The organism is Kribbella sp. NBC_00359, from assembly GCF_036097425.1.
Lineage (GTDB): Bacteria > Actinomycetota > Actinomycetes > Propionibacteriales > Kribbellaceae > Kribbella.
Map to the genome: position 1 here is coordinate 7,748,000 of NZ_CP107975.1, position 22,113 is coordinate 7,770,112.

At 70.0% G+C, this 22,113-nt stretch carries 22 protein-coding genes and 1 riboswitch; of the genes, 3 read left to right on the top strand and 19 right to left on the bottom strand.

The features are described 5' to 3' along the window. The 9 genes from OG876_RS37680 to OG876_RS37720 all read right to left on the bottom strand — a co-directional run bounded on the left by OG876_RS37680 (window position 1) and on the right by OG876_RS37720 (window position 7,803). Window positions 1-390 (bottom strand): cupin domain-containing protein, encoded by a 390-nt coding sequence (locus OG876_RS37680; RefSeq protein ID WP_328521494.1) that lies wholly within the window; start codon window positions 388-390, stop codon window positions 1-3. Further along, window positions 387-1,958, bottom strand: a complete 1,572-nt coding sequence (locus tag OG876_RS37685; RefSeq protein WP_328521495.1) for an FAD-dependent monooxygenase — start codon at window positions 1,956-1,958, stop codon at window positions 387-389. The genes OG876_RS37680 and OG876_RS37685 overlap by 4 nt, the downstream gene beginning before the upstream one ends. Before the next feature lie 3 nt (window positions 1,959-1,961). Continuing rightward, entirely contained in the window at window positions 1,962-2,690 is a 729-nt protein-coding gene (locus OG876_RS37690) for an SDR family NAD(P)-dependent oxidoreductase (RefSeq protein WP_328521496.1), read from the bottom strand. Continuing rightward, entirely contained in the window at window positions 2,687-3,415 is a 729-nt protein-coding gene (locus tag OG876_RS37695) for a GntR family transcriptional regulator (protein WP_328521497.1), read from the bottom strand. Before OG876_RS37695 ends, OG876_RS37690 begins: the two co-directional genes overlap by 4 nt. A gap of 160 nt (window positions 3,416-3,575) precedes the next feature. Further along, window positions 3,576-3,971: a RidA family protein gene (locus OG876_RS37700; RefSeq protein ID WP_328521498.1), complete on the bottom strand. Its 396-nt coding sequence runs from the start codon at window positions 3,969-3,971 to the stop codon at window positions 3,576-3,578. Beyond that, window positions 3,971-5,059: an Ldh family oxidoreductase gene (locus OG876_RS37705; RefSeq protein WP_328521499.1), complete on the bottom strand. Its 1,089-nt coding sequence runs from the start codon at window positions 5,057-5,059 to the stop codon at window positions 3,971-3,973. Before OG876_RS37705 ends, OG876_RS37700 begins: the two co-directional genes overlap by 1 nt. A 118-nt stretch (window positions 5,060-5,177) precedes the next feature. Continuing rightward, window positions 5,178-5,957, bottom strand: a complete 780-nt coding sequence (locus tag OG876_RS37710) for an ABC transporter permease (RefSeq protein ID WP_328521500.1) — start codon at window positions 5,955-5,957, stop codon at window positions 5,178-5,180. Further along, the gene (locus OG876_RS37715) at window positions 5,954-6,766 is read right to left on the bottom strand and encodes an ABC transporter ATP-binding protein (protein WP_328521501.1); all 813 of its coding nucleotides are present in this window, start codon (window positions 6,764-6,766) and stop codon (window positions 5,954-5,956) included. Before OG876_RS37715 ends, OG876_RS37710 begins: the two co-directional genes overlap by 4 nt. A gap of 11 nt (window positions 6,767-6,777) precedes the next feature. Next, window positions 6,778-7,803 (bottom strand): ABC transporter substrate-binding protein, encoded by a 1,026-nt coding sequence (locus tag OG876_RS37720; protein ID WP_328521502.1) that lies wholly within the window; start codon window positions 7,801-7,803, stop codon window positions 6,778-6,780. A gap of 373 nt (window positions 7,804-8,176) precedes the next feature. Between OG876_RS37720 and OG876_RS37725 the strand changes: the two genes are divergently transcribed. Together OG876_RS37725 and OG876_RS37730 are read left to right on the top strand one after the other, a co-directional pair. Next, a complete protein-coding gene (locus OG876_RS37725) occupies window positions 8,177-9,541 on the top strand; it encodes a sensor histidine kinase (protein WP_328521503.1) in 1,365 nt (454 codons plus the stop codon). Window position 9,542: 1 nt separating this feature from the next. After that, a complete protein-coding gene (locus OG876_RS37730; RefSeq protein ID WP_328521504.1) occupies window positions 9,543-10,199 on the top strand; it encodes a response regulator transcription factor in 657 nt (218 codons plus the stop codon). A gap of 10 nt (window positions 10,200-10,209) precedes the next feature. Here OG876_RS37730 and OG876_RS37735 read toward each other — a convergent pair whose 3' ends face one another. Then, a complete protein-coding gene (locus OG876_RS37735) occupies window positions 10,210-10,761 on the bottom strand; it encodes a MarR family winged helix-turn-helix transcriptional regulator (RefSeq protein WP_328521505.1) in 552 nt (183 codons plus the stop codon). A 102-nt stretch (window positions 10,762-10,863) separates the two neighbouring features. Between OG876_RS37735 and OG876_RS37740 the strand changes: the two genes are divergently transcribed. Then, a complete protein-coding gene (locus OG876_RS37740) occupies window positions 10,864-11,541 on the top strand; it encodes an FMN-dependent NADH-azoreductase (RefSeq protein ID WP_328521506.1) in 678 nt (225 codons plus the stop codon). Window positions 11,542-11,650: 109 nt separating this feature from the next. On the opposite strand, the gene OG876_RS37745 is transcribed toward OG876_RS37740, so the two are convergent. The 9 genes from OG876_RS37745 to OG876_RS37785 all read right to left on the bottom strand — a co-directional run bounded on the left by OG876_RS37745 (window position 11,651) and on the right by OG876_RS37785 (window position 21,887). Continuing rightward, window positions 11,651-12,484 (bottom strand): putative RNA methyltransferase, encoded by an 834-nt coding sequence (locus OG876_RS37745; protein ID WP_328521507.1) that lies wholly within the window; start codon window positions 12,482-12,484, stop codon window positions 11,651-11,653. 12 nt (window positions 12,485-12,496) lie between these two features. After that, a complete protein-coding gene (locus tag OG876_RS37750) occupies window positions 12,497-13,351 on the bottom strand; it encodes an ABC transporter permease (protein WP_328521508.1) in 855 nt (284 codons plus the stop codon). Further along, on the bottom strand, window positions 13,338-14,243 hold the full coding sequence (locus tag OG876_RS37755; RefSeq protein ID WP_328521509.1) for an ABC transporter ATP-binding protein: 906 nt from the start codon (window positions 14,241-14,243) through the stop codon (window positions 13,338-13,340). Before OG876_RS37755 ends, OG876_RS37750 begins: the two co-directional genes overlap by 14 nt. Before the next feature lie 260 nt (window positions 14,244-14,503). Beyond that, window positions 14,504-15,622: a LolA family protein gene (locus OG876_RS37760; protein WP_328521510.1), complete on the bottom strand. Its 1,119-nt coding sequence runs from the start codon at window positions 15,620-15,622 to the stop codon at window positions 14,504-14,506. Window positions 15,623-15,758: 136 nt separating this feature from the next. Further along, complete coding sequence (locus OG876_RS37765) at window positions 15,759-16,361, bottom strand: hypothetical protein (RefSeq protein ID WP_328521511.1); 603 nt, start codon at window positions 16,359-16,361, stop codon at window positions 15,759-15,761. Then, complete coding sequence (bluB, locus tag OG876_RS37770; protein ID WP_328521512.1) at window positions 16,358-17,758, bottom strand: 5,6-dimethylbenzimidazole synthase; 1,401 nt, start codon at window positions 17,756-17,758, stop codon at window positions 16,358-16,360. The genes OG876_RS37765 and bluB overlap by 4 nt, the downstream gene beginning before the upstream one ends. Next, the gene (locus OG876_RS37775; RefSeq protein WP_328521513.1) at window positions 17,755-19,107 is read right to left on the bottom strand and encodes a cobyrinate a,c-diamide synthase; all 1,353 of its coding nucleotides are present in this window, start codon (window positions 19,105-19,107) and stop codon (window positions 17,755-17,757) included. The genes bluB and OG876_RS37775 overlap by 4 nt, the downstream gene beginning before the upstream one ends. A gap of 25 nt (window positions 19,108-19,132) precedes the next feature. After that, window positions 19,133-19,747: a cob(I)yrinic acid a,c-diamide adenosyltransferase gene (gene cobO / locus OG876_RS37780; protein WP_328521514.1), complete on the bottom strand. Its 615-nt coding sequence runs from the start codon at window positions 19,745-19,747 to the stop codon at window positions 19,133-19,135. A gap of 1 nt (window position 19,748) precedes the next feature. Further along, the gene (locus OG876_RS37785; RefSeq protein ID WP_328521515.1) at window positions 19,749-21,887 is read right to left on the bottom strand and encodes a putative cobaltochelatase; all 2,139 of its coding nucleotides are present in this window, start codon (window positions 21,885-21,887) and stop codon (window positions 19,749-19,751) included. Window positions 21,888-21,956: 69 nt separating this feature from the next. Continuing rightward, a riboswitch (cobalamin riboswitch) is annotated at window positions 21,957-22,098 on the bottom strand. Window positions 22,099-22,113 lie beyond the last annotated feature (15 nt).

A 22,113-nucleotide genomic window follows, 5' to 3' on the forward strand; every position in this document is an offset into this window, starting at 1 on the left:
TCAGCGAGCGTCCTCGTCGTTGTCGTAGAACTCCGGCCGCTCCGGGTAGTGCGGGCCGTCGTACACCTCCAGCAGGATCGAGGTCTCCTCGGCGAGCGTCGGCCCGTGCGCGCACCCCTTGGGGTTCCAGTAGAAGCTGCCCTTGGTCAGGGTCGTCCCGGTCGGCAGGTACACGTACCGCCCGGACAGGCAGAACATGAACTGGTTCGACGCGTGCTTGTGCTCCGACGGGATCCCCGACCCCTGCTCGAACCGCACGAGTGCGATCGACGCCTCGGTCTCCGGGTCGCGCCACAGCATCTTGTGCGACAGCCCGGCGAGTGACTTCTCCACCCACTCCAGGTCCGCTGTCTGCAGCAACACCTCTCGCAGCGGCTCGTCGAAAGTCACGAGACCTCCCGGGGCAAGGGGCGGCCAGTGATGTGGCTGTACAGCTCCTCGGCCACACCGGCGGCCAGCGGAGCCACGGCAGCGATGTGTCCATCCGGCCGAACCAGTACGACGCTCTCCGGCGGTACGCCGTACCTGTTCGTGGCAACGCTGCCCGGATCGAACAGAGCGCGGTCCCGCAGGCCGGAGTCGTGCGGTGCGTCCCACCTGGAGACGGCGTAGTGCTTCAACGCCGGCGAGTCGTTCACCGGGATGTCCGGACGCCGCCGTACGTCGGTGAAGTACAGCGCGACGAACGAGTCCCGGCACAGGTCGTGGATCGTGGTCCGGCCGGTCGGACTCTGCAGGACCACGTCAGGGGCTCGGTCACCCGCACGGACGGCCGGAGGTTCGGCGCTGGTCGCCACCATCGACCAGTCGCCCACACCTTCCACGTCGAGCCGGACACTCAGCAGCGTGCGGTTGTACGCCGTCGCCCAAGCACCCGTGTCCTCGGTGACGGCACCACGCTGCTGCGCCATGTACTTGCGGGCGGCTTCGGCCATCTCACCCGAGCCCTCGATCGCCACCGGCCGCTGCTCCTGCTCGTACCCGTCCAGCAGCGAGGGCTCCGCCCAGCCACGCAGCACCCACGCCAGGCGCCACGGCAGGTTCGACGCGTCCAGCGCACCCGTGTTGAGACCCAGTGCCCACATCGGCGTGATCAGGTGCGCCGCGTCGCCCATCAGGAACACCTTGCGGTTCTTGGTCCACTGCTCGGCGACTCGGTGGTGCACGTTGTAGACCACCGACCCCATCAGCTCGATCCGGTCCACCTCGCCGATGAACTGCTTAACCTTCACCAGCAGGTCCTCGTCGTCCGGCGGCTCTGCCCCGGCAGCGAGCGGGAACAGGAAGCGCCAGTTGTCGGGCTGCCGGATCAGCACCATCCACTCGGACCGGTCCGCGAAGTACGCGAGGTACGGGTAGTCGCGCGCGTTGGTGACGTCCAGATCCACCAGGACGTCGATCAGCATGTACCGCTCGGGCAGGGTCTCCCCCACCACCTTCACACCGAGCGCGTCGCGGATCTTGCTCCGGCCACCGTCACACGCGAGCAGATGCGAGGCCTCGATGTCCCGCGGCCCGTCCGGCGTCTCCACGTGCAGCACGACGCGGTCGTCCAGGACGTCGAACGACAGCAGGCGGTGCCGGGTCAGCACCGGCTGCTCCAGCGCCGCCGCGAGGATCGGCTCCATCTTCTGCTGCGGCAGGTTGATCACGAACGGGAACTGCGTGTCGTTGACCAGCTCCGCCAGCTGCACCGACGCCCGGGGCGTGTTGGTGGCCCGGTCGATGTCACCGATCTCGTCGATCCGCAGTGCGGCCGCCAGGATCCCGTCGACGGCCCCGTACCGGTTCCAGATCTCCAGTGTCCGGCTGAGCGTCGTACCGGCCTTGGTGTCCGAGGACAGGACGGCGTCCTCCTCGAGCAGCACGAACGGTACGCCGTAGTGCGCCAGGCCGAGGGCCGTGGTGAGGCCGATCGGTCCGGCACCGACTACCGCGACGGGAAGCTGGTCAGTCACTCATCACTCCGCAAACCTCGTGAGCTTGGCAAAGGCACGTTCCCGGGTCAGCACCGACCCGGTCATCGCGGCCGCGTCGGACAGCAGGAACAGCAACGGGCCAACCACGTCCTCGGGGTCGCCGATACCTATGGTGGCGTGCCAGTGCTCCCGGTCCGCACCCGCGTTCGCAGTACGGAACTGCTCGGTGTCGATGACGCCCGGCGCGACCACGTTCACGCGGACCCGGTGCTGAGCTACTTCGGCGGCCAGTGTCTTCGCGAAGGCGATCAGTGCGGCCTTGCTCGACGCGTACGCCGCCGCACCGGCGTACCCGGTGACAGCCATGCCCGATGTGAACACGACCACCGATCCCGACCGCCGCGCCACCATGTGCGGTACGACGGCCTGGCACGGCCACACCACTCCGTCGAGGTTCACCTGCAGAGTCCTGGTCCACTCGGCCGGGTCCATCTCCAGCACCGGCGACCGAGGCTGCACGGCCGCTCCGGCGACCAGTCCGTCGATCCGGCCGTAGCGGTGGACGACGGACGAGACACCCGACTGCACCGATGACCGGTCCGCGACGTCGACCTCGACGTACTCGACCCCTGCGTCGGCCGGCTTCACGACGTCGAAGACCACCGCCGTACCACCGGCGGCGTTCACGGCCGCGGCCAGCGCCGCACCGATGCCCTGCGCACCACCGGTGATCACCACGACCTCACCGGTCGCGTCGAAGCTCACCTTCATGACGTCTCCTTCTGCTTCGACGTCTCATGCTGCTTCCCCTCGGCCCGGCTCGTCATAGTCTCGGTGATCCGCTGGAACGCGCCGGCGAGGTGGTTGCGCAACGCCTGCTCGGCCCCGTCCGAGTCGCGCGCGAGACAGGCGTCCAGGATGGCCTGGTGCTCCTGCCGGTTCCGCTCGATCAGGAACGCGGTGGGCCGGCTGCCGAACCGGTATCGCTCGCTGTTCTGCCAGACCGGCTCGATTGCTCGCGGCAACCACTGCGACCCGCTCGCCCGGTAGATGGCGAAGTGGAAGTCCGCATGCGCCTGCCTGGCACCTGCCGAGTCGTGCGCGCGGGAGAGCTGGAGGTGATCGGCCAGTGCGGCCGCTGCCTTCTCGAAGTCGTCACTGGTGAACCGCCCCGCGGCGGCACGCACTGCCAGCGACTCCAGGGCCAGCCGGGTCTCGTGGGTGTCCCGCAAGTCCTCCACCGACAGATCACGCACCCACGCACCGCGGTGCGGGATGATCTCGACCAGTCCGAGCGCCTCGAGTCGGCGGAGCCCTTCCCGGACCGGCATCTGGCTCATCTCCAGCCGATTCGCCAGCTCCACGAGGCGCAACGGCGTACCGCTGGGAAGCTCACCGGACAGGATCAGCTGGTGCAACTCGGCCGCGGCATGCTCCGCGAGCGTACGACGCCCACCCTTACCCCCACCTGGGAGCAACTCCAAGGGACCGCTCATCTCAGGTCCACTCGACACCACGCACGTACATCACCCCGGTCATGGGGCCTCCCCGCCTGGACTGAGGAGCGCAGGGAGCGAAGCGACTGGAGCGACGAGGGAAGGCCGGGAGCCAAGGCCCCATGACCCGCCGGCGCCGAAGGCCCGGCCAAAAGCACAGTCATGAGATCACCGCTATGGCGTTGATCTCGATCAGATAGTCGGGGTGCGCGAGCTTGCTGACCTCGACCATGGTCGAGGCCGGCAGCGGTTCGGCGAAGTACTGCGCCCGGATCTCGTGGATCTTCGCGAAGTCCTCCATGTTGCGCACGTACACATCCACCCGGCAGACGTCCGCGAGCGTGCCTCCGGCCGCCTGGACCGCGGCCCGCACGTTCTCACACACCTGCCGGGTCTGCTTCCGGATGTCGCCGACGCCGGCGATACCGCCGTCCGGACGCCGCGCGGTCATCCCGGAGACGAACACCAACCGCCCGGTCGCCTCGATCGTGGTCGCCTGCGAGAACACCCCGTTCGGGGTGTGCAGCGCGGTCGTCGAAACCTGTGTCTTCGCCATCAGCTCAGTAACCCTCCCGCCGGCACGACGGCACCGACCGCCCGCGCGGCCGCCAGCAGCCCGTCCAGCCCCGACCTCTCGATCAGTACGCCGTGCCGCCGCTGATGTGCTGCCCGTTCCGCCTCGATCTCCCCCGGCAGATGCAGCCGGTTCACCCCGGGCGCCGTCGCACTGCCCCGGACCCGCGCGGCCAGCCCGGACGAGCGCCGCCGGAAGCTCTCCACGCCACCCATCAGCTCCGGATCGATGGCCAGGAACAGGTGGGCGCAGTCGTTCGGCCGGTCCGGCTCCCGGTACAGCGGCCGGACCTGGTCGCCCCAGCCGCCGCCGCTCAGCACGCCGGTCAGTACGTCGATCATCAGCGCGAGTCCGAAGCCCTTGTGACCGGCAGCCGGCAGCAACATCCCGAGCACGGCCTCCTCCGGGTCCGAGGTCGGGATCCCCGACGGGTCGGTCGCCCAGGTGTCCGGGATCGGCCGGCCGGCCGACGCCGCCAGCCGGATCTTGCCCAGGGCAACGGCCGACAAGGCCATGTCGAGCACGATCTCCACCCCGGCCGACGTCGGCACGGCGATCGCCAGCGGGTTGTTGCCGACGATCCGCTCGGCCCCGCCGGGGGCCGGCATCAACGGCGTGGTGTTGGACATTGCGATACCGATACACCCGGCCTGACCGGCTTGCATGGCCCAGCGGCTGGCGGCTCCGAAGTGATGTGCGTTGCGGACCGACACCAGGCCGATGCCGAACTGCCCGGCCCGCTCGATCGCGTGCCCCATCGCTTGCGGGCTGGACAGTTGCCCCATGCCGCCGCGCGCGTCCACGACCATCGCGGCGCCGGCGTCGTACAGGATGTCGAGCTCGCGTTCGCGGGTGACGCCGCCGGCGTTCAGGCGCTCGACGTACATCGGGACGAGCATGACGCCGTGCGAGCTCACACCGCGCAGGTCGGCCTCGACCAGCGCGGCGGCGATCTTCGCCGAGTCGGCCGGGTCGAAGCCGAGCGCACTGAAGACCGCCGAGACAGTCGCTTCCAGCCACGCAGGCCGGACCAGAACACGCCGATCCTCGTCGGAGGCTTGAGCCGTCATCGGGCCTCCCGGCCTGGACTGAGGGGCGCAGGGAGCGGAGCGACCGGAGCGACGAGGGAAGGCCGGGAGCCAAGGCCCGATGACCACGCCGGCGCCGAAGGCCCGGCCAAAAGTACCGTCATCGGGTCTCCTGCGCCCACGGAAGCAAGAGGTGCTCGAGCAGGACGAGGCTGTAGAACAGGACGATGCTCATGATGCTCAGCAGAGTGATCGCGGCGAATGCCAGCGTGGTGTCGGCACTCGCGCCGGACTGCTGGATCACGTAGCCCAGACCGCGGGTGGCGCCGACGAACTCGGCGATCACCGAACCGATCACCGCCAGCGAGATCGCCACCTTCAAGCCCGTGAAGATCTGCGGCATCGCGTAGCGCAGCCGCAGCTTGAAGAACTCCTGGGCCCGGCTCGCGTTCAGCGACCGGAGCAACTCGACCAGTTCCACCGGCGTCGACTTCATCCCCTGTGCGGTCGAGATGACCACCGGGAAGAAGCACATCAGCAGCACCATCACAACCTTGGGCAACTGCCCGAAGCCCATCCACACCACCAGCAGCGGCGCGACCGCGATCTTCGGGATCGCGTTCACCATCAGCAGCAGCGGGTAGACCAGGCGCTCCAGGACCGCCGAGCGGACGATCACGATCGCGATCGGCACACCGATCACGATCGCCAGCACGAAGCCCTCGATCGTCTCCAGCAGCGAGACCCCGGTCTCCTTCAGCAGGTACACCGGCTGCTCGGAGAACTTGCTGATCACATCACCCGGGCTGGGCAGCAGGAACGGCTCGATCGAGAACACGATCGTGGCCAGCCACCACAGCGCGATCGCGCCGATCAGGCCGATGATCGGAAGGACGACGGCGGCGGCCGGTGAGCTGGTCAGCCAGGAGCGCTTGGTCATCGCTGCCGCACCTCGTCGACCGGGCGCTGCGCGGTCTTCTCGGCCAGCAGTCCGTGCAGCCGGCCACTGATCTGCGCAACTTCGGTCAGGTGCGCGTCCTGGCCGAGACTGCGCGGCCGCGGGATGTCGATGTCGACGACCTCACGCATCCGGCCCGGCCGCGGCGTCAGCACGACCACCCGGTCGGCCAGCACGATGGCCTCCTCGATCGAGTGGGTGACGAACACGATGGTGGTGGACAGCTCCATCTTGATCCGCTGCAGTTCCTCGGACAGCTCGGTCCGGGTCAGCGCGTCGAGCGCGGAGAACGGCTCGTCCATCAGCATCACCTGCGGGTCGCGGATCAGCGACCGGCACAGCGACACGCGCTGCTGCATGCCGCCGGACAGCTCGTGCGGCAGCCGACGCTCGAACCCCTGCAGGCCGACCATCTCGAGCAACTCGTGGGCCCGGTCCCGGTACGCCGCCCGGCCCCGGGACTCCCGCCGGTCACCGGCGCCGCCGTCGATCTCGACCGGGAGCATCACGTTGGACAGCACCGACCGCCACGGCAGCAGGGCCGGGCGCTGGAACATGAACGAGACGTCCCGGCGCGGCCCGGTGACGGGCTCGCCCGCCACCTGGACCGAACCGGACGTCGGGGAGATGAGTCCCGCGATCAGCCGGAGCAGGGTGGACTTGCCACACCCGGACCGGCCGATCAGCGTGACGAACTCGCCGTCGCGGACGTGCAGGTCGATCTTCTCGAGGGCCGTGACCTGGCCCTCGCGTCCGTCGAAGACCTGCCCCACACCGTCCAGCTGGATCATCGACAGGATTCTCAGGCCTTCGGAGCCAGGCTGACCGTCACCACGTCGTCCGGAGTGACCGAGCCGGGCTGCTTGATCGCCTTCGCGGCCTCGAGCAGCTTGATGATCGTCTTCACCCGGTCCACGTCGACCTCACCGAGCGGGCCGGTGAAGTCAGCCGGCTTGGTGTAGTCCTTCATGATGGTCAGCTCTTGGGTGGCGACCGCGAGATCGGTGTTCGGCACGTACTTCTTCAGGATCGCCGCGGACCCGGCCGGGTCGTCGACGGTGTCCTGCAGGCCCTTGAGCAGCGCACCGGTGAACTTCTTCACCTGGTCCGGGTGGTCCTTGGCCAGGTCGGAGCGGGTGATGATCGCGTTGCCGTAGAGGTCCGGCAGCGCCTTGCCGTACGACAGCGTGACCGCCTTGCGGTGCTTCGGGTCGGCCTTCTCGATCAGCGGCTGGCCGACCACGAACTGGCCGATGCCGTCGACCTTCTTGGTGGCGAGCAGGTTCGGCAGCGCCGGCGGCGGCGACGGGATGAACTTGACCGAGTTCGGGTCGATGCCGACCGCATTGGCATAGACCGGGAACATCACGGTGTTGGTCGAGCCCGGCTGGTCGCCGATCTGCTTGCCGACCAGGTCCTTCGGCGTGTTGATGCCATAGCCCTCGAGCGACATGATCGCGGCCATCGACCGCTGGTGGACCATCCCGACCGTGGTGACCGGCAGCTTCTGCTTGCCCAGGGTGATGACGACCGCGGTGAAGTCGCCGATGCCGTAGTCGGCCTGGCCGCCGGCGACCAGCTTCATCACGTCGACCGTGCCGGAGCCCGGGTTGATCGTGACGTCGAAGCCGGCGTCCTTGAAGTAGCCCTTGTCCAGGGCCACGTAGGCGTAGGCCTCCCGGCCGAAGGTGTTGAACGAGGTCAGGTAGCTGACCTTCGTCAGGCCGCTGTCCGCTGCCTTGTTCTTGTCGTCACCGCTGTTGCAAGCACTGACCAGGGCGAGCCCCAGGACCGTCACCAGTGCGATGACGGAACGCCTCAACCTCATATCGACCTCTCTCGTCCGATATTTGATCAAACATCAAATATGGAAAGGTGGTCAATCGGCCCTCCGGGGACTTCACGGTGATTTCACATCCACCACGCCGATCCTCGCCGAGCCTACCGGCCACCTGTCCTGGAGCCGTTCCTCATACCTGTCCGTGGTCGGACCGGCACCCGCCCCGACCACAGACCGTACCCGTCCGGACAGCAGATCGCGACGTCCACCGGCTCCGAACCCGTCCCTACCCCGTCAAATTTGCGTTAACCCTCACTTCCGGGCGCCTCAGGCCACCCTCCCAGGGGGCCGGATCCAGGGGTTCGCCGCGATCCCTCCGGGGAGGGAGGTGGCCGGAGACGGGATTTGACACGATGAGGGGGTGACGGACGGACTGGTGCGTGGGTCGGCGCGTCCCGCGCGCGAGCCGGGCCGCCGATCCACGTCGCCGCTGCGCCGCTGGGCGTGGTACGCCGGACACGCGGTGACCAGCCTGGTCCGGACGTCGACGTACCTGCGCTGGGTCTATCTGCTGCTCGGCGCCGCGCTGGTCCTGGCGTTCATCCTGGTGGACAGTGCCCTCGGCTCGGTGGTCGAGGACCTCCAGCTGCCGAATGTTGCCGCCGGCATCGTCCTAGCGATCCTGGTGGCCGGGCCGCCGCTCGTGCTCGGCATGCTGCCGGCGGTGCGCGAGGTCGAGGGCATCGCGGTCGAGTCGCTGCTCGACGTGCGGTTCGAGGAGCGCCCGCTCGGTCCGGCGCGGACCGGAGCCCAGCGACGGCGTACGGCGGTCTGGTTCTGCCTGCACCTGGTCGCCGGCGGTGTCGTCGGCATCCTCAGCACGATCGTGTTCGGGGTCGGCGCGATGTGGCTGGCGGCTCCGTTCCGCTCCCCCGGCCCGCACGACATCGTCCCCGGGATGTCGTACGACATCAGCGGCACCTGGACCGACATCTGGCTGCCTGCGGCCGCGCTGGGCGGGATCGTCGCGCTGTTCATGCTGTCCGCCGCGGTCGGAGCGCTGCTCGCCCACCTGGCGCCGCGCGTCCTCGGCCCGACCGCCGCGGAGCGGATCGAGCTGCTCGAGCGGCAGACCGCAACCCTTGCCGAGCGCAACCGTCTGGCCCGGGAGCTGCACGACAGCGTCGGGCACGCCCTCAGTCTGGTCACCATCCAGGCCGCCGCCGCACGCCGGGTGCTGGCGACCGATCCGGAGTTCGCCGAGACCGCGCTGGCCGCGATGGAGACGTCCGCCCGGGCCGCGCTGGCCGACCTCGACCATGTCCTCGGCCTGCTCCGCGACGACCGGCGGCCGGGTTCCCGGACCACTCCCCAGGCGACCCTCGGCGAGCTCGACCGGCTGGTCGACGCGACCAGGGCCGGCGGGATCACGGTCGAGCTCGAACGCTCCGGCGATCTCGACCAGCTGCCGGCGGCGCTGTCCCGGGAGGCGTACCGGATCATCCAGGAGGGCCTGACCAACGCGATCCGGCACGCCGGTCACCCTGCCGGTGCGCTCAGCGTGGACCTGTCGATCCGGCTCGACGCCACCGGACTGCGGCTCGTCGTGACCAACCCGGTCAGCGGGCCGGTCGACGGTCCGGCGGACCACGCGGGCGGCGGCCGTGGACTGGCCGGGATCCGTGAAAGGGTCGCCGTACTGCGCGGGACCGTGGAGGCCGGCCGGACCGGGAACACCTGGCGGCTCGCAGTCATGTTGCCGGTCAGCGTGACGACGAAGGGATGACATGAACCTGTCGGTGGTCGTGGTCGACGACGAGCCGCTGATCCGCAGCGGGCTGCGCGCCATCATCAACGCCGAGCCCGACCTGACAGTCGTCGGTGAGGCCGGTGACGGCGCCGAGGTGCTGCCGGTGGTCCGCCGGACCGGCCCCGACGTCGTACTGATGGACGTCCGGATGCCGCACGTGGACGGCATCCAGGCGACCCGGTTGCTGCTGGAGAACCTCGACCCGGCGCCGCGCGTCCTGGTCGTCACGACGTTCGAGAACGACGACTACGTGTACGACGCACTCCGCGCCGGCGCGTCCGGGTTCCTGCTGAAGCGGACGCCGCCGGACGACATCATCGCCGCGATCCGCACGGTCGCCGGGAGCGAGTCGCTGTTGTTCCCGGAGGCGATCCGGGCCCTCGCGCTGGCGCACGTGGGCACGGACGCATCCCGGCCGACCGGCCTGGACGAGTACCAGCTGACCGATCGCGAGCAGGAGGTGCTGCGGTTGATGGCCCGCGGCCTGTCGAATGCGGAGATCGCCGAGGAGCTGATCCTCGGCCTGCAGACGGTCAAGACTCATGTCGCCAACGTCCTGGCCAAGCTGAACGCGCGGGACCGCACTCAGGCCGTCATCCGCGCGTACGAGTCAGGCTTCGTGCCGCTGCGCTGAGTCGGTCGGCCTAGGTGTCGGCCAGGTCGACGGAGTCGTCGGCCAGGACGCACGCGTTGTGCAGCGGGTCGATCGCGTCGGCCCTCATCGCCACCCGCTGCAGGAGCAGGCGGAAGCTGGAGCGCTCGGACTCGTCGAGGATGCCGAGCACCTCCTGCTCTGCGGTGGCCAGGCGGCGCTCGAGGTCGCAGAGCGTCTCCAGGCCCTGCTCGGTCGGCACGATCAGCCGCGCCCGCCGGTCGGCCGGATCGGGCTGGCGCTGCACCAGACTCGCCTTCTCGAGGTCGTCGAGCAGATACGTCATCACCGTCCGGTCCACGCCGAGCAGCGCGGCCAGATCCAGCTGGCGCTTCGGGCCTTCGGAGTTCGTGGTCGCCAGGACCTGGTAGCCCCGCGGCCCGCCCGGTAGGTCGTCCAGCGCGGCGGCCGCCGCCTTCGCGTACCGCCGGAACACCACGCCCAGCGCCCAACCGAGGTCGGACTCCACGGGCGCGCCACTGGCGGTCCCGGTCTCGGCCTCTCGGGTAGCCCGGGTCGCGACCTCGGGTGAAGGACTGCTCACGTCCCCATCGTACGTGGTGTACGCCACTCGGAATACGATCTGACTTGAATATGTTCTGCTTTACAGACTATCTTCAGAACAGCCTAACCCCCTCACACTCCGATGGAGATCTACGACATGAGCACCCTGCTACGCGTCGACGCGAGCATCCGCGTGGACGGATCGGTGACCCGCGCCCTGGCGGACAGCGCGGAGGCCGCCTGGAAGGCGGAGCACCCGGACGGCGTCGTGGTCCGGCGCGACCTCGGGCTGCATCCGCTGCCCGCGACCGCCTGGCCGGCCCTGGCCGGAGCCATGCTGGGCCAGGAGTCCCCTGCCGACGGCATGCCGGTGGCGGAGGCGAAGGCGCTCGCCGAGCAGCTCGCGGCCGAGGTCAAGAACGCCGACGCGATCCTGCTCGCCGTACCGCTGTACAACTACGGCATCGCACAGCACGTGAAGACCTGGATCGACCTCCTGCTGATCGACCAGGAACTGGTCCGCGGTCCCAGCCCGACGGCCGGCCGGCCGATCATCTTGACGCTGGCTCGCGGTGGCGGCTACAGCCCCGGCACCCCGAAGCACGGCTGGGACCACGCAACGCCGTACCTGGAGCGCGTCTTCGGCGACATCCTCGGCATGAACATCCGGACCGCCGTCGCCGAGCTCACCCTCGCCCCGGTCACCCCGGGCATGGAGGAGCTCATCGACGCCTCCAAGGTCTCCGAGTCCGACGCTCACGTCACCGCCGAGGAACACGGCACCGTGGTAGGCCGCGAGCTCGTCGGCAAGGCCGCCTGACAGGTCGCGGACTCCCGCCACTCACCAAACCCTTCCGCCGGCCGGTGCCGGCCGAGGCCCGACCTGATCCGCTCGGGAGATGGAAGGTTGGTGAGTGGCGGGAGTCCGCCTAGACGGGCCGCCAGGTCGACAGCGTGACCGACAACGTGACGATCGCCGGTTCCGGGAGTACGGCGAGCCGCCCGGTGAGCTCCCGGTAGTTCACGTGCCGCGCGCTCGGCGTCATCAGCACCAACTGCTCGACCGCTGTTCGGTCGAGCCGCATCGTCTCCTCGACCACCTCGCTGCCGGACCGGACGAACACCCCGGCGAACGACTCCTGCAGCCGGCGCTCCTTCTCCTCGTCCACCGTCACCAGCCCCAGTACGCCGACCAGCTCGGCAAGGTGCTGCTGATTCGGTGTGACCACCAGCAGTGTGCCGTCAGGCGCGAGTACCCGGGCCATCTCGGCGGCGTTGCGCGGGGCGAACACGTTCAGCATCAGCTGAGCCGAGTCGTCCAGCAGCGGCAGCTCCTGCCAGGCGTCGCACACCACCGACCCGATCCGCGAATCCGCTCTTGCCGCGCGGCGGGCGGCGTACCGCGAAACGTCCAGGGCGACCCCGCGCCGGCCGGTTGCGGTGCCGAGGACGCCGGCCAGATAGTAGGCGGTGCCGGCGCCGACTTCCACCACCAGGTCGTCGTCACGCAGACCCGCGGCCGCTAGGATCAGCGCGTCCCGGATCGGCGCGTAGTGGCCGCTGCCGAGGAAGACGGTCCGGGCGCCGATCATCCCGGCCGAGTCGCCGTCGATACCGGTGGATGCCGAGGGCAACAAGTTGAGGTAGCCCTGCTTGGCCAGGTCGTAGGCGTGGCCGCGCGGGCAGTGCGCGGTCCGGTCGGTCAGGGCGAGGGCGCCGCCGCAGACGGGACAGCGCAGAACCGCTACCAGGTCGGCTTCCACCGGCCCAGCCTCTCAGGTGATGTCGCGGCTGGTGATCCGGGCCCAGGCGGCGGCGTAGAAGACAGCCAGATAGCCGGCCTGCAGCAGCAGGTTGAGGCCGATGTCATGCCAGTACGGCGGATCTCGCAACAGGTCGGCGAACGACGACCAGCGGTACATCAGCAACCACGGGTGGATCACGTGGATCTGCGGGATCGCGGTCATGATGCCGAGCACGATGAACGTGCCGAACGTGGCGGCCATCGCGGCCAGCGGGGTCGACGTCAGCGACGACACGAACAGCCCGATCCCGGCGAGCCCGAGCAGCGACAGCGAGATCACCACGGCGATCCCCAGGGCGCGGAGCAGGCCGTCACCGAGCGAGACCGTCGTACCGGAGAGCAGGAGCACGTCGCCGACCGGGAACAGCACGAATCCGACGATCAGACCGGAGATCCAGATCGTCATCGTCGCGGCCAGACAGAACACGGCGAGCGCGACCATCTTGGCCGCGAGCAACCGGGAGCGCCCGGCCGGCGCGGTCAGCAGGACCCGCAGGGTGCCGAGGCTGGACTCGCCCGCGAGCGACTCCCCCGATATCACTGTCACGGCCGTCGGCAGGAAGAACGGCAGCGACAGCCCGAGACTCGCGACGATCAGGAACAGCCCGTTCCCGGCGACCTGGCCGAGGAATCCCTCGGTCCCACCTTCGGAGTCGGAGAGCTTGACCGCGATCCCGATCAGCAGCGGGACGGCCGCGAGGACGCCGAGGCCGACCTGGGTGCGGGCCCGCCCGAAGACGAGCCGCAACTCTGAGCGGAACAGCCCGAGGGTATGGCGGCCGGCGGACACCGGCCCCGCGACGGCCACCGCACTACTCTGCGACATCGAAGCCCTCCCCGGTAAGTGCGACGAAGGCATCTTCCAGGCTCGGCCGTTCCAGCCCGAAGCCGTGGATGCGGACGTCGGCGGCGACCAGCGCGGCGGCGAACTTCTCGATCGGCAGTTCGCCGGGGTCGCCTTCGACCGTCTCGGCGGTGGTCCTGACGTCGGTGACGCCCATGCCTTGAAGTGTCTCGGCTGCCTGGCTCAAGTCCGGCGTACGGACGATCAGGCGCGTCCGGAGCTCGGAGCGGAGGTCGGCGACGGTGGACTGGCGGACCAGGCGGCCGCGGCTCATCACGGCGGCGTGGGTGCAGACCTGCTCGACCTCGGCCAGCAGGTGGGTCGAGGTGAAGACCGTGGTGCCGTCGGCGGCGAGCTCGCGGATCAGGTGCCGCACCTCGCGGGTGCCCTGGGGGTCGAGACCGTTGGTCGGCTCGTCCAGGACGAGGAGTTCGCGGCGCTGCATCAGCGCGACCGCGATGGCGAGGCGCTGCCGCATCCCGAGTGAGTACGCGCGGAGCTTCTTCCCGGCCGCGTTCGACAGGCCGACCCGTTCGAGCGCCTCACCCGCGCGGGCCTTGCGGGTCCGGGGATCGGCGGTGCGGTCGGCGGCGTCGAACCTGAGCAGGTTGGCCTGGCCGCTCCAGAACGGGTAGAACGCCGGGCCTTCGACCAGCGCGCCGACGCGCGGGAGGACCCTGAGGTGCGCCTTCGGCATCGGCTCGCCGAGCAGCTCGACCGAGCCTGACGTGGGGGCGATCAGGCCGAGCAGCATCCGGATCGTTGTCGTCTTCCCCGACCCGTTCGGCCCGAGAAACCCGAACACACTCCCCGCGGGCACCTCGAGATCAACCGCATCCACCGCCACCTGGCCCCCGCGGAACCGCTTCGTCAACCCCCGAGTCACCACCGGGTTCCCACCCGCCTGCGTCGCCGACGCCGGGGGCGTCGCGACAACCCGCCCCGTCGCCGGGGTTGGACTCGCGGAGGCTGACTCCGTCGCCGAGGAGGTTGGGGTCGAGCGGGCCGACTCCGTTGCCGGGGTGGGGTCGGCGGGGCGAGGGGTGCTCGACGCCGTCTCGGGTGCTGGCGATGGAGGGGCCCCCTCCGCTGCGTGAGGTGACGGCGGAGGGGGCGGGGTCGGTGTGCTCACGGTTAGCGGGGGGCCTTGGCTGCGGCGGCCTGCAGGGTGTCGGGGGTGACCAGGCCGACGAAGACGCGGCCGTCGTCGGTGATCAGCGCGCTCACCATCTTGCTGGTGAGGACCTTGCCCGTACCCCACGAGCCCTGGACGGTCGGCGCCTTGGCCAGCAGTTGGTCCAGCGCTCCGTTACCGGTGGTGGCCGTCACGCCGCGCACCATCGCGACGCTCTCCCAGCCCTTACCGATCACGGTCGGTCCGTCCGACTTCGCCGTACCGGGCTTGCCCGGCTTCTCGCCCTTCGGGCCGATCGCCTTCGGCGGCGTGCCCTGCTTCGGGATCTCGCCGGCCGCGGGCGCCTTCTGCTCCGTCACCTTCACACCCTGCGGCGGGGTGAACGCGAACGTGCTGGCAGCCGGTACGTCGAACGACACCGAGGAGAACCCGAGCTGGACGGCCGGGTTGTTCCCCGAGCGCGGCATCACGGTCACCTCGAGCGGGACCCACGTCTTCGAGTCGACCGCGAGCGTGACCGAGCCGACGGTCGACTTGTCCGTCTTCGGCACCAGGCGCAGCTTGTACGCATCCCGGCCGGCGACCTTCTCCGTGCCGCTCACGTCGACCGTGGTGGTCGGGTCGATCGCGTCCAGGAACTGCTTGGCCACCGTCTGCGGGTTGTAGTCCTGCGGCGTGGCCTTCTCGGGCTTCGCCGTGTGCGCCGGGACAGTCAGCTTGACGGCCTCACGCTTGGACGAGTCGTACGCCCAGGCGGTCTTGCCATCCGTCGTCCACACCCGCTCGGCCATGTTGTCGAGCACCGAGACCCGAGCCTTGTCCGGGCTCGCGAACGCCACCCGGGCGGTGTGCTCGCCGTTCAGCAGGTCGAGGATCTGGTTGCTGCCACCGCGCATGCCAGGGATTGCGGGCAGGCCGAGATCCGTGGCGGAGCGGACGGTGCCGCTCAGGCCGTCCACCTTCGCGGTCTGCACCTTGGCGAGCAGATCCTGCGCGGTGATCCCTGGCAGCTTGGGCGAGGCATCGGCGACAACCGGCCCGAGTGCCCCCACACCTGCCACCACGGCGACCGTCGCGACCGGAACCAACCACCGTCGACTGCGCTGCGCTACACCCATGGCTCAAGACTCGCACCGGCGCAGGCCGGAACCAAGTGTCTCAGGGTCAGTTCACCCAAAAGAGTGAGCCCGGCGTAAGACCGTGGTCGTACACCGCACTCAGGTTCCCCTCAGCCGGCTCGCCGTACGGCGTGGATCAGCGGCCCTGGAGAGCGTCGAGGGCGACCGTCATCGCCGCGGCGACGCGGAAATCCAGGCGCTGGTCCCGGACGGTGACGTGGTAGCGGTCCCGGACCGAGATCTTCCGCTCGACCGACAAGACCGGTTGCCCGGTGCCCCGATCGGTGAAGTCGAAGTGGAAGATGAACGGCAGCGGGATCTCCCCGACGAACGGGACGAACTCCCAGACCCGGCGGACGACGGCGATGGTCGGGTTGCGCTCCGTGCCGTCCGCGTCCACGCCGGCGCCGCTGAGTTGCCAGCTGGACCGGAGCAGGCTCTTGCCGAACTTCTTCTTGAACCACCCGAGCTGCTGACCGTTCGCGTCGAACACGTCGTAGCCGGAGCTGAGGTCGATCGTCTTGCGCGCCTTGAACGAGAACACCGGCCGGGACTTGGTGGCGTCGGTGTAGAAGGTGACCTGTTCCTTGAACGCCATCCGCTTCTGCTGCGCGAACGCCAGCAGCGGGCCGTCGCTCCCGTCCGGATTGGCGGCGATCAGCTCGTACTTGTTGGCCATCATGGTGACCCGCTGCTTCATCGAGAACGCGGGCACGTACATGATCGGCTCCGGTGTCATGCGGAGGAGTGTGTCATCTCATCCGGCTCATCGACACAGCTCACGCCACAGGCCAAGGCACCCACTCGCAGTCCGCGAGCCAGCGCGTCCGCCTCCGCTGACAGCTCTGCCGTCCGTACGACGATCTCCCCGACACCCTGCATCGCCAGATCCCGTGCGATCTCGACTCCGAGCTCGACCGCCTCCACCGGCGTCCGCGCCGATCGCCACAGCACCCCGAAGTCGGCCGCCGGTTTCTCAGCACGCAGTACGACGACCAACGCGTCGGACTGCTCCAGGTCTCTCGCCGGATCGCCGCCCACGATCACGGTGATTCGCTGACGGCTTGCAGCTGGTACGGCGTTCTGCCCGGCCTGCAACGCATCGTCGACAATCGACGCGCGCCGGCCCCATTCCTCGTGGTGAACCGCCCAGGCGAGCGGCCGGCGCGCGGCCCAGCCCGTACGCACCAGCTCGGGCGCGGCGGCGAACTCCTCCACGTGCCCGACACACAGGTATCCGACAAGCTCGATGTGAGCCGGGAGGTCAAGCACCGCCGCAACCTCATCCGGCGCGAAGAACGAGACCCAGCCGACGCCGAGCCCTTCGGCGCGCGCGGCCAGCCACAGGTTCTGGATCGCGATCGCGGCGGAGAACCACGTCGTGCGCGGATCCGCGTGCCGCCCCAGCACATGCCGCCCACCCCGGCCCGGGTCGCAAGTCACCGCAATGTTCAACGGGGTATCGAGAATCGCCTCGATCTTCAGCCCGTCGAACGCCCCGCGCCGATCCGCCGGCAACGACGCAGCGAACGCATCCCGCTGAGCCGTCGCGAGCTCATGCACCTTCCGCCGAGTAGCCACATCCCGGATCAACAGAAAGTCCCAAGGCTGGCTCAACCCCACGCTGGGCGCGCGATGCCCCGCCTCCAGCACCCGCAACAGCACCTCGTCATCAACCGGCACATCCAGAAACCCCCGCCGCACATCCCGCCGCTCAGCGATCACACGATGCACCACCGCACGCTCCTCAGCCGGATAGCCAGGCGCCGGCGCCGCTTCCGGCAGTCGGCCGACAGCTGCTGTCGCCTGTGCGGACCGGCGCTTGGTGACCACGAGCTCTGCTCCGGTTGCAAGGACAGCCGCCTCCGCGACGCTTGGGACGCCCGTCAGGTGCTCGACCGCTTGGCTCGGCGTCGGGACCGGGTGGCGTGCCAGCTCATCGGGTGAGGCGGTGCGGAGTTCGGCGCCGAGCGACGCCGCCAGGCGTTGCAGCCCCGGCTCAGTCTCTCGCCCCTCGATCGTGACCACGATGCGCACCACGCCGGCGCCGGCCGACTCCAGCGCACCGGCAACCAGGTCGCGGAGTTCCTGATAGGGGGTGCCGGCGCGGAGGCCTACTCCGACGACGAGGTTCATTTCTCCAGGCCCGCATGGACGCGGGCCGCGGCGACGAAGCGGGCTGGGATGTCCGGGGTCGCCGTCCAGTGCAGATGCAGGTACGACGCGTGCAGTCGGGGCAACGCGATCCCCTCGACGCCACCCGGCAGGTACCAGGCCGGATCCACCTCGGCGTCGAGCTCGATCGCCGTACGGTGGAACTCGTGGCCCCGAACGCGGCGGCCCTCGTCGAGGAACGCGGTGGTCGTGGCGGCGATCGCCGTCCGGTAGCCGAGGGTCAGACGGCTCGTCATGCGGCCGGCCGCGGGCAGGACGCCGGTCATCGGGTGGCCGTCGAGCTCGCGGCACAGGTACAGCAGCCCGGCGCACTCGGCGATCACCGGGAGCCCGGCCGCCACCTCGGTGGCGACCTGGCGACGGAGGCCCTCGTTGGCGGACAACGCCTCGGCATGCAGTTCGGGGAAACCACCGCCGAGATAGAGCGCCGCAGTCGCCTCAGGCAATGGATCGGACAACGGGTCGAAGGCAACCACTTCGGCACCGGCGGCAACGAGCAACTCGGTGGTCTCGGTGTAGTGGAACGAGAAAACGGGGCCGCTGGCAACGGCAATCACCGGACGCCCATCCTCGGCCGGAGTCACCTCGGCGGCCGGATCCCACGGCTCGACGACGACCGGCGCCGCGGCTCGAGCAGCCGCGACGAAGGCCTCCAGGTCAACCCCCTGACGGACAAGTTCGGCCGCCGCCTCGACCGCGTCGGCCGCCTGCTCCCGTTGCTCACCGGCTGGGACCAGACCGAGGTGCCGGCTGGGCACAGTCAGGCGGGTGTCGCGCCGGAGGACACCGAGCACGGGTACGCCGGTCGGCGCGACGCCGGCGCGGACCTCGGCCTCGTGCCGGTCCGAGCCGACCTTGTTCAGGACCACGCCGACGATCCGCACCTCGGTGTCGAAGGCAACGAAACCCTGGACGACGGCACCGACACTGCGTCCGGCCGCCGACGCGTCCACGACCAGTACGACGGGTGCCTGAAGCAACTTCGCGACGTGGGCGGTGGACGCATATCCCTCGGTCCCGAGGGCACCGTCGTACAGACCCATGACGCCCTCGACGACGGCGAGGTCCGCACCGACGGCCCCGTGCGCGAACAGCGGCGCGACCCGCTCCTCCCCCGACAGCATCGGATCGAGATTCCGCCCCGGTCGCCCGGTGGCGACCGCGTGGAAACCGGGATCGATGTAGTCGGGTCCGACCTTGAATCCCGCGACCGTGTGCCCGGCCTGCCGCAGCGCTGCCATCAGCCCGACGGCAACGGTCGTCTTCCCCGCCCCCGAAGACGGCGCCGCCACCACCACCCGCGGAATCACGCGCCCTCCCCCCGCGACCGTGCGCTCACCACTCGATGCCCTTCTGGCCCTTCTGGCCGGCGTCCATCGGGTGCTTGATCTTCGTCATCTCGGTCACCAGGTCGGCGGCTTCGAGCAGCCGCGGATCAGCGTTGCGGCCGGTGATGACGACGTACTGGTGGCCCGGCCGGTTCACGAGCGTGTCGACCACCTCGTCGACGTCGACCCAGCCCCACTTCATCGGGTACGTGAACTCGTCCAGGACGTAGAGGTCGTGCGTCTGCGCAGCGATCCGCCGCTGGATCTCCCGCCAGCCCTCGAGCGCGTCGGCGGCGTGGTCTTCGTCGGTGCCGGCCTTGCGCGACCAGCTCCACCCCTCACCCATCTTGTGCCACTCGACCGGGCCGCCCGCACCGGTTGCCGCGTGCAACTGCCCGAGAGCCTTGAAGGCGCCCTCTTCACCGACCTTCCATTTCGCGCTCTTCACGAACTGGAACACGCCGATGTTCCAGCCCTGGTTCCAGCCGCGCAGCGCCATCCCGAAGGCGGCCGTCGACTTTCCCTTCATCTCGCCGGTGTGCACCATCAGCAGCGGGCGGTTCCGGCGTTGCCGGGTGGTCAGGCCGTCCGCCGGGACGACCGTCGGCTGTCCTTTCGGCATCTCAGGCCGCCCTCCGCTCGGTGACGGTGCGGATGAGGTTGCCCGCGGCAACTTCCCCGAGGTCGAGGTACTCCGCGCCCAGGTCCGCGGCGAGCTCCCCGGCCAGGCCGAGCCGGACCCCGCGACGCGGTTCGCAGTCGACCACGACGGTGGCGATCCCCTGCTGAGCGAGCCATCCGGCGGCCTGCCTCGCCCGGGCGAACGCTTTGTCTCCGTGGGTCGCGCGGCCGTCGGTGACAAGCACGAGCAGGGGCCGACGTCGTGGGTCGCGGATCGCGGCGATCCGTAGTACCTCCGCCGCCTGGAGCAGACCTTCGGCAAGGGGTGTGCGCCCACCGGTCGGTAGCGACTCGAGACGTCGTACGGCGGTCTCAACGCTGCCGGTGGGCGGCAAGGCAACCGTGGCCGCGGCGCCGGCGAACGTGATGAGGCCGACGGTGTCGCGACGCTGGTACGCGTCGAGCAGCAGCGAGACGATCGCGGTCTTCACTGCCCCCATCCGCTGCTTCGTCCCCATCGACCCCGACGCGTCAACACAGAACAGAACAAGGTTGCCCTCGCGCCCTTCCCGCACGGCGAGCCGCACATCCGAGGGTCGTACGGCGAGCCCGGCACCGGCGCGACCCCGAGCGTGCTGATGCGGGGCGGCGGACCGGATGGTCGCCAGCAGATGCGGACGCCCAGCCTCCCGACCGATGCGGGCGCGATCACCCACCACGCGCCCGACCTCGGTGATCGCCCGGGACCGACGCCCGGCGACACCGGCGCCCGCGGCCTGCACGCTGAGCAGTCGCGCCTTGTAGGGCTCGGAGCTTCCAACCACCTCGCCGACCGGCGCCGGCCGGCCGCCCGCCTCGCCGGCCTCTCGGCCCGCGCCGGTGGCCGCCGAGTCCGAATCGGCGCCGGACTCAGCACCACCCGAGGCGGCCGAGTCGGCATCCGCCCGGCGCCCCTCGGAGCGGTCCGCGCCAGATAGGTTCGCCTCCGACCGGTCTGCTTCCGCCCGGTCTGCGTCGGGCCGGTCTGCGTCGGTCGGATCGGCCGGACTGCCGTCGTCTGTGGGGTCCACTCCCCCACCACCCGGGCCGTCGGGGTTGTCGTCGGGGTTGGGTGGTGGGGTGCTGTCTTGGATGGCTTGTTCTAGTTGGTCCTCGTCGAGGCCGGGGGCGTCGAAGGGGTTCCGGCGGCGGCGGTGGGGCAGGGCGAGTTTGGCGGCGGCGCGGACGTCGTCGACCTCGACGACGGTGCGACCGGACCAGGCCGCGTGAGCGACCGCCGTACGCGCGGTGACCAGGTCGGCGCGCATGCCGTCAACGTCGAAGGACGCGCAGATCTCGGCGATCTGGCGGAGCGCGGCGTCGGTCAGGATCACCTCGGTGATCAGGTCGCGCGCCTTGACGATGCGCTCGGCGAGTTCCCGCTGCGGTCCGTCGTGCCGCGCGACAAAGCCCGCCGGATCGGCCTCGTACGCGAGCCGCGCACGCATCACCTCCACCCGCACGGCAGGATCGCGGCTGGCGACGACGTCGACGGTCAGGCCGAAGCGATCGAGCAACTGCGGTCGGAGCTCGCCCTCCTCCGGGTTCATCGTGCCGACCAGGACGAAGCGCGCCGGGTGCGTGACGGACACCCCGTCACGTTCGACGGTCGCGCGGCCCATCGCGGCGGCGTCGAGCAGTACGTCGACCAGGTGATCGTGCAGGAGGTTGACCTCGTCGACGTACAGCAATCCACGGTGCGCGGCAGCAAGCAGACCGGGTTCGTACGCCGTGATGCCCTCGGCGAGCGCCTTCTCCAGATGCAGCGACCCGAGCACCCGGTCCTCGGTCGCGCCGACGGGCAACTCGACCAGCCGGGCAGGCCGGTTGAGGGCCTCCGTGCTGTGGTGCGGGCCGTCGGGACAGGTGTCGTCAGGGTGCTCGGGGTCGCAGGAGAACCGGCAGCCCGGCACAACGTCCACGGGCGGGAGGATCTCGGTCAGCGCGCGGACCGCGGTCGACTTCGCCGTACCCTTCTCGCCCCGGATCAGCACCCCGCCGATCGCCGGCGAGATGGCCGCCAGGATCAGGGCGAGCTGAAGGTCGTCCATTCCGACCACGGCGGTGAACGGGAATCCGGTGGACGGTGAGGCTGGCCGCATCGGCGGTGGGTCCCTTCGTCGAGCGGGTATCCACGCCCGCCACGGCTGGTACGCCGTACCGCGGTGACCGCGGGCCGGCGGACGGACGCGGATGTCCTGGCTCCCGGGCCGCGTCGACTTCGATCAGGCCCGGTCACAGTGGCGGGACCGCCCCGGACTCCCGGCCTCAGCCGGTCACCGGTGTTCCTCCACAACCGTCGGCCCGATCATGGCACACCCCGCCCGC

Coding starts and splice junctions, on each gene's coding strand:
- OG876_RS37690 (WP_328521496.1), bottom strand. CDS start 2,690: ATGAAGGTGAGCTTCGACGCGACCGGTGAGGTCGTGGTGATCACCGGT.
- OG876_RS37695 (WP_328521497.1), bottom strand. CDS start 3,415: ATGAGCGGTCCCTTGGAGTTGCTCCCAGGTGGGGGTAAGGGTGGGCGT.
- OG876_RS37700 (WP_328521498.1), bottom strand. CDS start 3,971: ATGGCGAAGACACAGGTTTCGACGACCGCGCTGCACACCCCGAACGGG.
- OG876_RS37705 (WP_328521499.1), bottom strand. CDS start 5,059: ATGACGGCTCAAGCCTCCGACGAGGATCGGCGTGTTCTGGTCCGGCCT.
- OG876_RS37710 (WP_328521500.1), bottom strand. CDS start 5,957: ATGACCAAGCGCTCCTGGCTGACCAGCTCACCGGCCGCCGCCGTCGTC.
- OG876_RS37715 (WP_328521501.1), bottom strand. CDS start 6,766: ATGATCCAGCTGGACGGTGTGGGGCAGGTCTTCGACGGACGCGAGGGC.
- OG876_RS37720 (WP_328521502.1), bottom strand. CDS start 7,803: ATGAGGTTGAGGCGTTCCGTCATCGCACTGGTGACGGTCCTGGGGCTC.
- OG876_RS37730 (WP_328521504.1), top strand. CDS start 9,543: ATGAACCTGTCGGTGGTCGTGGTCGACGACGAGCCGCTGATCCGCAGC.
- OG876_RS37740 (WP_328521506.1), top strand. CDS start 10,864: ATGGAGATCTACGACATGAGCACCCTGCTACGCGTCGACGCGAGCATC.
- OG876_RS37750 (WP_328521508.1), bottom strand. CDS start 13,351: ATGTCGCAGAGTAGTGCGGTGGCCGTCGCGGGGCCGGTGTCCGCCGGC.
- OG876_RS37760 (WP_328521510.1), bottom strand. CDS start 15,622: ATGGGTGTAGCGCAGCGCAGTCGACGGTGGTTGGTTCCGGTCGCGACG.
- OG876_RS37765 (WP_328521511.1), bottom strand. CDS start 16,361: ATGACACCGGAGCCGATCATGTACGTGCCCGCGTTCTCGATGAAGCAG.
- bluB (WP_328521512.1), bottom strand. CDS start 17,758: ATGAACCTCGTCGTCGGAGTAGGCCTCCGCGCCGGCACCCCCTATCAG.
- cobO (WP_328521514.1), bottom strand. CDS start 19,747: ATGCCGAAAGGACAGCCGACGGTCGTCCCGGCGGACGGCCTGACCACC.
- OG876_RS37785 (WP_328521515.1), bottom strand. CDS start 21,887: ATGCGGCCAGCCTCACCGTCCACCGGATTCCCGTTCACCGCCGTGGTC.